The organism is Flavobacterium fryxellicola, assembly GCF_900143245.1.
Taxonomy (GTDB): domain Bacteria; phylum Bacteroidota; class Bacteroidia; order Flavobacteriales; family Flavobacteriaceae; genus Flavobacterium; species Flavobacterium fryxellicola.
The window spans coordinates 1-3,925 of sequence record NZ_FRDK01000025.1 but is presented as its reverse complement, the minus strand read 5'-3'; the positions used below and the strand labels follow the sequence as shown (position 1 = coordinate 3,925).

General features: G+C 35.8%; 4 protein-coding genes. 2 read left to right on the top strand and 2 right to left on the bottom strand.

From position 1 onward, the window contains the following. The coding region (locus tag BUA03_RS16245; protein WP_072675759.1) for an IS91 family transposase at positions 1–1,036 on the bottom strand (1,036 nt) is incomplete at its 3' end. A 109-nt stretch (positions 1,037–1,145) separates the two neighbouring features. Further along, positions 1,146–1,940, bottom strand: coding sequence for a tyrosine-type recombinase/integrase (locus BUA03_RS16240; protein WP_066082204.1), 795 nt, complete (start codon positions 1,938–1,940; stop codon positions 1,146–1,148). 319 nt (positions 1,941–2,259) lie between these two features. Here BUA03_RS16240 and BUA03_RS16235 point away from each other — a divergent pair, with 319 nt between their 5' ends. Beyond that, the gene (locus BUA03_RS16235) at positions 2,260–3,081 is read left to right on the top strand and encodes an abortive infection family protein (RefSeq protein WP_066082202.1); all 822 of its coding nucleotides are present in this window, start codon (positions 2,260–2,262) and stop codon (positions 3,079–3,081) included. Between the two features lie 196 nt (positions 3,082–3,277). Further along, a complete protein-coding gene (locus BUA03_RS16230; protein ID WP_066081925.1) occupies positions 3,278–3,751 on the top strand; it encodes a hypothetical protein in 474 nt (157 codons plus the stop codon). Positions 3,752–3,925 lie beyond the last annotated feature (174 nt).

Genomic DNA, 3,925 nt, shown 5'->3' with positions numbered 1-3,925 from the left:
AAGGGCATTTGGGGAGAAAAGGCTTCTTCTCTACTTTTTCTAATACTTTTACTTGTAGCTTTTCTTGTAAAACCTTTAATTTTCCCCTTTTCCAAGTGCTACTCAAAAAGCCATAATGGCGTATTTTTACAAAACGTTTGGGCAAAATATGCAACGCAAACCTTCGGATAAATTCCTCGTGCGTGAGCGTCATTTGTTTCTTGAACCCGTTTTGACGGTAATCTTTGTAGGTAAAAGTTACGTTTTGATTGTCGATGCTTTGAATGCGGTTGTTGCTAATGGCTATTTTATGGGTATATCTACCCAAATATTCAATTACTGATTTCGGACTCCCAAAAGGCTTTTTAGCAAACACTACCCACTGTTTCTCCCACAATTGTTTCTTGACTTTAGTGTAATTGTCAGGACTTCTCTCTTTTAGTTTCTCGCAATATTTTGCCCTGAAAACTTTAGACAACGCCTTGACTGGAAACAAAAATTTACCATCGCCTTGTATGTTTTTCCAAATGCCGTTTTTATCCACGCCACCGCCAGGCACAATGCAATGCAAGTGTGGATGCAGCGATAAATTTTGCCCCCAAGTGTGTAGAACGGCAATCATTCCAGTTTGGATTTCTTTGGCTTTGCCAAAAGTTTTAAGCGTTTCCCATGCCGACTCAAAAAGTAAATCATAAACCAATCTTGGATCCTGCATCGCTAGACTATTGATGCTATCAGGCAAGGTAAAAACCACATGAAAATAAGGTACTGGCAAGAGTTCGTTTTGTCTAGCCTGAATCCAATCGTCCCGATTTTTTCCTTGACATTTAGGACAATGGCGGTTGCGGCACGAGTTGTAACTGATACTAATTTTTCCGCAGTTGTCACACGCATCAATATGACCGCCCAAAGCCGCCGTTCGGCACCTTCGCACTGCTGATAAAGTGCGCAATTGCCAAGTATTGAGTCCTAAATTCTCTACTTTACTGCCCAGTTTTTCTAGTACATGTGCTACTTCTCTTTGACTTGCGGCACTACTAGCTATTTGCGGCTGCATTTAGCAAACAAAGTATCTAGCGGACTAAAGGCTTTTATCGTGTCGAGTTGTGCAATATGCAAATACTCCATCGTAGTCTTTTCACGCTTTAATAATTTTTTAATGGAATTCAAGAACCCTCTTTTTTTAATCGGAAATAGCCTTTTTTATTGAGGGTTTCGATTTGCTCGTGTCCCAAAAGGTTTTTTAGGCTAATAATATCGAGTCCATCTTCAAGCAAGTGCGTGGCGAAAGTATGTCGAAGCGTATGCACACAAACATCTTTCTTAATACCTGCAGCCTTGCAGGCTTGTTTCACTGCCCATTGCACGCCACGCTGGGAATAACGACTGTCGAAATCACCGCCTGCTCTGCCTTGGGGTTGTCCGTTGAAAAGATAGACTTTTGGTTTTTCGGCCTCGATGTAGGTTTTGAGTCCGCAGATCAAATGTTTGGAGAGCGGCACATAACGGTCTTTTTTGCCCTTTCCTTGTACCACTTTGAGTTGTTCACGATCAAAATTCAAGTCTTGCAAACGCACACTTCGTACTTCCATACAACGCAAGCCACAGCCATACAAGAGACCAATAAGAATTTTGTGTTTGAGCAGTTGGCAACTTGTAAGCAACCGCCAAACTTCCTCTTTACTGAGAACAGTAGGAAGTTTTTTATCGTGTTTAATCGACGGTAAATGCAGGTATTCATAAGGCAAGCCCTCGGATTTAAGCAAGAATCTAAGCCCGTAAACACAATGTTTAAAGTAGGTTTGTGAAGGTGTTTTAGAGCGCTCTTGAAGCATAAACAAGTATTCTTGTACTTGCTCAATATCTAACTCCGTGGGGATTTTGCCAAAATGCAATGCCATAGCCGCAACATGCTGGCCATAGTTTCTACAAGTACTTTCACTTCTGCCCAGAACGGACATGGTGCGCTTGAAGCGATGAAATAAAACTGCAAAATCAGGAACTTCTGCAACTGCACGACTGATGATAGTAGTCGGTACAACTACTTCATCTTCTTTTTTTTGTCATCTTAATTTGTTTTATATATATTTACAAAGGACTAACATTTTCAGGCAAAACACTATCGTAGGTTTAGTTCAACAGCCGTTTGCCAAGATTGGGGATTTAGTGGAATTAGCGTTTTTTTACTACATTTACGTTAAGCCGAAAATACTCGGTTTCAAAAGTCCCCAACCTCGGCAAGCGCCAAGACGTTGTGCACTATTATAACCAAACTAAAGTATGAGCCTTACTTTCATAGAAAAAAATAAATTTGAAAAACTTTTCGGAATGAAATCTGGATATGTTTTGGACTTTTCAGACAGAACTTTTCAAGAGTTTGTTGGAGATTCAGTAGGAATAGATATTTATGAAGAAAAGTATAATTATGGCAGTGGTTCAAAAGCAAATAGACTTCGTGGATTTTGGAACGTGGAATCAAATTATAATATTGGAAAATTATTAGAAAAACTTTTGGACTATTGGTTAGAGCAAGCTCAATCAGGCGAAATCAACTTTGACGTAGCAGATGAGAATAATCATAAAGACTGCTTAATAATAGTCGCGAAGCTAAAAGCTGAAAATCCTGTTGAAAATATTGATGCAATTCAAGCAAATTCTGACGATAGAACTTTCAAAATTTTAGCGGAATCAATTCGTGAAAGTATAAATAATGATGAACCTGAAAAAGGATTAGATAGACTTCATACTTTTACGATAAAATACGTTAGACAATTGTGTGAAAATCATCAGATAACATTTGATAAAGAAACTCCTCTTCATAGCTTATTTGGTGGTTATGTCAAAAAAATAGTAAAAGAAGACTTAATAGAATCCGAAATGACAGAAAGAATTTTGAAGTCGTCTATTTCGGTATTAGAAGCATTTAATGGAGTTAGAAATAATCAAAGCTTTGCACACGATAATGTAATTTTGAATTATAACGAAAGTATATTAATTTTCAACAATGTCTCTAACGTTATTAGATTTTTAGAAACTATTGAAAAGCCCAAAACTGAACAAAAAGAAGAAATAATTGAGGAATGGAATGACCTTCCGTTCTAACAAAAATAACAGTGCACAACCGCCATTTTGAGCTAGCTGGAATTTAGTGGAATTATCGTTTCGCATCAAGTTTTCGTTAAGCCGAAAATTGAGCGGTTACGAATTTCCAGCCATCTCAAAGTGGCATAACGTTAGCGGATATTTTGAGGGAAACGACAAAATTCGAGGAATAAAACTAAAAAAAAGAATCAAATAAGTGGAAAGAATTGAAACATTAATTCAGATAATTATTGGATGTATAAGTGTTTATTTTATTGGAAGAATAATTTTAGATAAATTTAGAGATATAAAGAAAATATCAAATAAAATTAACGATGAAACAGAACAGACAAGTGATTTAAAAATATTTTCATATGTGTACAGAAATGTATTATTAGACTTTGGAACTGAATTTAATTATTGTAAATTTTACTTTTATGAAAATGAAATTTACTTGTATTGTAGAAATACATATCCAACAAATATTTATAAAGCACCTTTTATTTTAAAATACAATGACGAAAATGATTATTCATATTTCAGTAAATTTATTTTAACAAAATTTATTCTAAACGGAAATGATTTGAAAATTCAATTCAAAAATAAAAATCTAATTGGAACAAAATTGACACTTAATATTGTGAATATATCAGAAGATGATAAAAAAGTTTTAACTGAAAAATTTAAATAGAAAAAACATCCGCTAACAGATAAGGGTTCGTTGGCTTGAAAAGCCAACAATGAACCCGCGGTTGAACGGAACCGGTTGAGAGTCCGCTAACACTATGGCGTTATCGTAAAATTAGTAGAAGGATTACCAAGAGGATTTAGAGTCCTCTTTTTTTAAGGATTGGTTTTCGTAGTT

What these genes read in the sequence shown, in the direction of transcription:
- BUA03_RS16240 (WP_066082204.1), bottom strand. Translation starts at nt 1,940, where the DNA reads ATGTCCGTTCTGGGCAGAAGTGAAAGTACTTGTAGAAACTATGGCCAG.
- BUA03_RS16235 (WP_066082202.1), top strand. Translation starts at nt 2,260, where the DNA reads ATGAGCCTTACTTTCATAGAAAAAAATAAATTTGAAAAACTTTTCGGA.